Annotated in this window: 5 protein-coding genes; 1 reads left to right on the plus strand and 4 read right to left on the minus strand. The window is 44.9% G+C overall.

The window, feature by feature from the left end; genetic code table 11:
- Positions 1 to 944, minus strand: a 944-nt coding sequence (locus tag PHR02_RS13165) for a leucine-rich repeat-containing protein kinase family protein (RefSeq protein ID WP_299992716.1), incomplete at its 3' end; no start/stop codon positions are given.
- A 99-nt stretch (positions 945 to 1,043) separates the two neighbouring features.
- On the opposite strand from PHR02_RS13165, the gene PHR02_RS13170 reads away from it, so the two are divergent.
- Positions 1,044 to 1,418, plus strand: a complete 375-nt coding sequence (locus PHR02_RS13170) for a hypothetical protein (RefSeq protein WP_299992717.1) — start codon at positions 1,044 to 1,046, stop codon at positions 1,416 to 1,418.
- 39 nt (positions 1,419 to 1,457) lie between these two features.
- On the opposite strand, the gene PHR02_RS13175 is transcribed toward PHR02_RS13170, so the two are convergent.
- The 3 genes from PHR02_RS13175 to PHR02_RS13185 are packed head-to-tail and all read right to left on the minus strand — an operon-like array spanning position 1,458 to position 3,794.
- Entirely contained in the window at positions 1,458 to 2,684 is a 1,227-nt protein-coding gene (locus PHR02_RS13175; RefSeq protein ID WP_299992718.1) for a TIGR03862 family flavoprotein, read from the minus strand.
- Entirely contained in the window at positions 2,681 to 3,103 is a 423-nt protein-coding gene (locus PHR02_RS13180) for a thiamine-phosphate pyrophosphorylase (RefSeq protein WP_299992720.1), read from the minus strand. Before PHR02_RS13180 ends, PHR02_RS13175 begins: the two co-directional genes overlap by 4 nt.
- Positions 3,093 to 3,794, minus strand: a complete 702-nt coding sequence (locus tag PHR02_RS13185) for a Bax inhibitor-1/YccA family protein (protein ID WP_299992722.1) — start codon at positions 3,792 to 3,794, stop codon at positions 3,093 to 3,095. Before PHR02_RS13185 ends, PHR02_RS13180 begins: the two co-directional genes overlap by 11 nt.
- Positions 3,795 to 4,101 lie beyond the last annotated feature (307 nt).

A 4,101-nucleotide genomic window follows, 5' to 3' on the forward strand; every position in this document is an offset into this window, starting at 1 on the left:
CCTTTTGCCACTTCGAGGATGCTCTCAGGGGTGAAGAATGTCTCTTTGGTGAACGTATCACGGGTACAGGTCTCAAAATCGGGTGGAAGCCCCAGATTGCGGTAAACATCGGGGATGTATTCGAGTACCAACCCCAGACGCTCGTCCCCCGCTAATTTCGAGAGGACTTTGATGAGGTTTGGATGCTCACCCGTACTCATGGTGGCATTCATCTCATCGTATGCGTATCCGTCACTCGTGATGGCACCTTTGAAAAGTTTCAGTGCCACCTCCTCTTCGTGAGATTTCGAATAGGCTTTGTAAATATCCCCCGAAGCACCTGAGCCCAATTTCTCTTTGACCTCTAACGATTCGAAGGGTATAGCTTGAAGCTCAAACTGAGCCTTTGGACTGCATGGATTCCCCGAAAAGGCGAGCCAAGAGAGTTTCGGTAGATTCCATAGCCATGTGGGGATTGCTTGGAGATTGTTCGCCGAGAGGCGGAGGAGTTCGAGATTTCGGCACATTGCCATCTCATCGGGAAGCGTTTCGAGACGGTTTCCGGCCAGAGCGCATTTTTGCAGTTTGCGGAGTCTGCCGATAGACTTTGGAAGTGTTTTGAGTCTGTTATCGGTCAGGATGAGCCAAATGATGGTGTCGGGGAGAACCTCTTCCTCAAACGTTTCGATCTGATTGCTTTTAAACCCTACCATATAAAGGTGTTCGCACCCTTTGAATGAGGGGAGGTCGGTAAAGCGATTATTGGAGAAGAAAGCGATCTTCAGATTTGTCAGTCTGCTTATATCTTCGGGAAGTGAGGAGAGGAGATTGTTGCTTAAATCAAGAATCTCAAGGGTATCGGCCAGATCGAATATCTCCTCAGGGAAAACCGTGAGGCTTTCAGCAAGCGTCAGCCGCTTAATCCCTTGAAGTTTTCCGGAGCGCAGTTGTGCCAACGTATGCATAAAGCCCTTTTCTAAATCAGTTAGTGTCGGAATTTTACCAATATTTGAACTAAAGCGTTATACTATCCCTAATAATAGAATTCAAATCAGGAGAGAGTGATGTTAGGGATCGAAAAATACGATAATCTAAAAGAGGTTATGCCGAACCTTATGCCGGTACTTCGAGATGCGATTCAATCCGAATTTCTGGAGATCAAAAAGATAAACAAAGAGTGTGAAAAATACATTGCTTCATGTAGCCATTTTCCCGAACTCGTAAAAGCTGAATATGTTATTTTCTCTCAACATATAAAAAAGAATGAGCATAAATACGAGATGTTCGTTTTCATCGATGCAGAGGGGAATATGGTAAGTCATATTACCGGTGCGGAGATGGAGCTTTACGGACTTCTTGATTCTTGTGCGAATCTGCATGTCTCCGAAGAGTATGTGGAAAAACAAACACATTGTCACGATGGTGAATGCCGCCATTGATTATACCGTTCGCCCTGAGCTTGTCGAAGGGTAATTTGTTCATAGTTCGACAGGCTCACCACGAACGAAAGTTTTCAAAACCCCATTCGCCGCAAATACTCCGCTGGCAAACGAGGCAGTTAGTAGATATCCCCCAGTCGGTGCGTCCCAATCGAGCATCTCTCCTGCACAAAATACATTCGGCAGAGTGTGAAGCATCAGATTCTCATTCATGGATTCACGCATCACCCCCCCTGATGTACTAATCGCTTCATCGATGGGTTGCATTCCATGTAGAGGGATGGGACATTGTTTAACCCATTCTGCAACACTACGTGGATCATTCCATTGACTCTTGGGTAATAGCTCACGGATAAGTGCCCCTTTAACCCCATCCAGTCCCGCTTTACGCCACGTGTTATCGCGTGAGTGTTTAGCGGATGAGGTGAGACGGATTATTAACTGCTCTTTAGTGATATGGGGCAATAAATCTAAATAAAGTGTTGCCGAGCCTTGCGCCATAATCTCTTCTCGCAGTGGACGTGAGAGGGCATAGACCAATCCCCCCTCGATTCCATAGGTGGTCAAAACGGCTTCAGAAGAGCTGATTGCTTCTTTGTGATTTCCCACCCAGCCCGAGATATTTTTTAACGGTTTCCCTAAATGGGGTTGTAAAAACGGAGACCATGTCGCTTTAAATCCGCAGTTGGACGGTAGCAGAGGATTGACCTTTACACCATTGTCCTCCAAAACACTCACCCACGCGCCATCCGAACCCAGACTCGCCCAGCTTCCGCCACCCAAAGCCAGAATCGTTGCATCGGCTTTTACGATGATTTCGCCATCTCCGCAATTAAATCGCAAAGAGCCCTCATCACTAAACCCTTGCCAGTAATGGCGACAATGGACACGAACCCCCCGTTTTTTCAACGAAGAGAGCCAACGGCGCAACAGCGGTGCTGCTTTCATCTCGGTGGGGAAAACGCGTCCCGATGTCCCGACGAACGACTCCACCCCCAAGCTTTCCATCCAGCCTCTTATCATAGAGGGATTAAAAGCTTCTATCATCGGCATTAGCCACTCGCTTTGATCATATCGGCGGATAAAATCGTCCAGCGGTTCACTGTGGGTAATGTTTAAACCACCCTTGCCCGCCATGAGAAACTTTCTTCCGACAGAGGGTTTTGATTCATAAACATCGACACTTATCCCCGCCGCAGACAAAACGTCCGCTGCCATTAGTCCAGCCGCACCTGCTCCGATGATAACAATGTGCTTATGATTCAATGATTCTCGTTACTAAGTTCTAGGACGTTTTTCTTTTCTAATGCATAGAGTTCATAGCGAATAGTTTTAAATTGCTCGCTCAAAGCAGGCTCTACTATTTTGTAAAGCTCCTCTAAAACACGTGAAGATTCTTGGGCTCTTTTATAGTTTGCTATTATTATAGAAAGGAGATCGGTTCGATTCATCTCACTTTGCATGGTAGGACGGAGTACATCATTGACACTATCACGTGAGGCGAGGAGTGCTTCGAGGGGCTCGATACGGCATAAGTGGCGGAGATTTTTGAGCGAAGTGGAGCGTTCCTTGTCATTGTGAACATAGCGCGCTATATCCTCAATCACACGGATACCCTCTTTGAGACGGTTGAGATTGGCATCCACCACTCGGAGAAGCTCCGAGGGAAGTTGATTATTCGTCATTGTTTCCGAAAATTCCGAAGAGTTGGAGCAATGCGGTGAAAATATTGAGAAAATCGAGATAAAGTGCAATTGCACCATCGATAGGAGTCTCATAGTTTCCATTCATAATGTTTTGGGTGTCATAGATAACCAAAATACTGAAAAGAACAACAACTACACCCGAAATAGCTACCGCTAATAAAGGGTTACCCAAAAAGATATTAAGAATAGAAAAACCGATGATGACCAACACAGCGATCATTAACGGCTTACCGTAACTGGTAAAGTCTTTGGTAGTTTTGATAGCATAAAAACTCATGGCACCAAAAACGACCGAAGTCATAGCGAACGCATTACCGATAATAGCAGCACCGCCACTCATTCCTAATGTACGCGCCAATAATGGTGCTAACATTAAACCGGTCATAAAGACGAAGCCGAACATAACGGCTAAGTTTATGCCGGGTTTATGCTTAACGAAATGCAATCCTATAAGAAGACCGATTTCAACAGCAAACAAAATCCAAAAATTGCTCGCAACCGTTGCTGCCATCGGAACACCGACGTAAGCACCTACTGCACCCGCCATCATAGAGGCGGCAAACAATTTATAGGTATCTTTGACAAACGTCACAATCTGCGCTTCACCTCGGTGAGCACTCTCGTAACCAAAAGCACCTTCTCGTGCGTATTCGCGATCATATAAAGCCATAGCTTTTTCCTTATAAGGGTTTTTATAAAAGTGATTATACAAGAGTTTGATTAACCGTTCATTTGGTATTTCAGTTAGAAAAAGGCTTTAGAGGTGGAAAATGAGTAAAAAAGTTACAATTTTAGGGGCATAAAATAAAAAATAAAAAGTTTTTGACATATTTTGCATATTTGCTCGAAAACCTCTTGACATTCTTGATTAAATCCCCTATAATTCCCGTCCACAAACACTGGGAAGCTTGAGAAAGCGACTTAGATTTGAGTTTGAGATCATTGAAAACTAAGCAGGTTAGCGGATCGGGACGATG

Source organism: Sulfuricurvum sp. (assembly GCF_028688295.1).
In the GTDB taxonomy this organism is placed as follows: Bacteria; Campylobacterota; Campylobacteria; order Campylobacterales; family Sulfurimonadaceae; genus Sulfuricurvum.

What these genes read in the sequence shown, in the direction of transcription:
- PHR02_RS13170 (WP_299992717.1), top strand. Translation starts at nt 1,044, where the DNA reads ATGTTAGGGATCGAAAAATACGATAATCTAAAAGAGGTTATGCCGAAC.
- PHR02_RS13180 (WP_299992720.1), bottom strand. Translation starts at nt 3,103, where the DNA reads ATGACGAATAATCAACTTCCCTCGGAGCTTCTCCGAGTGGTGGATGCC.
- PHR02_RS13185 (WP_299992722.1), bottom strand. Translation starts at nt 3,794, where the DNA reads ATGGCTTTATATGATCGCGAATACGCACGAGAAGGTGCTTTTGGTTAC.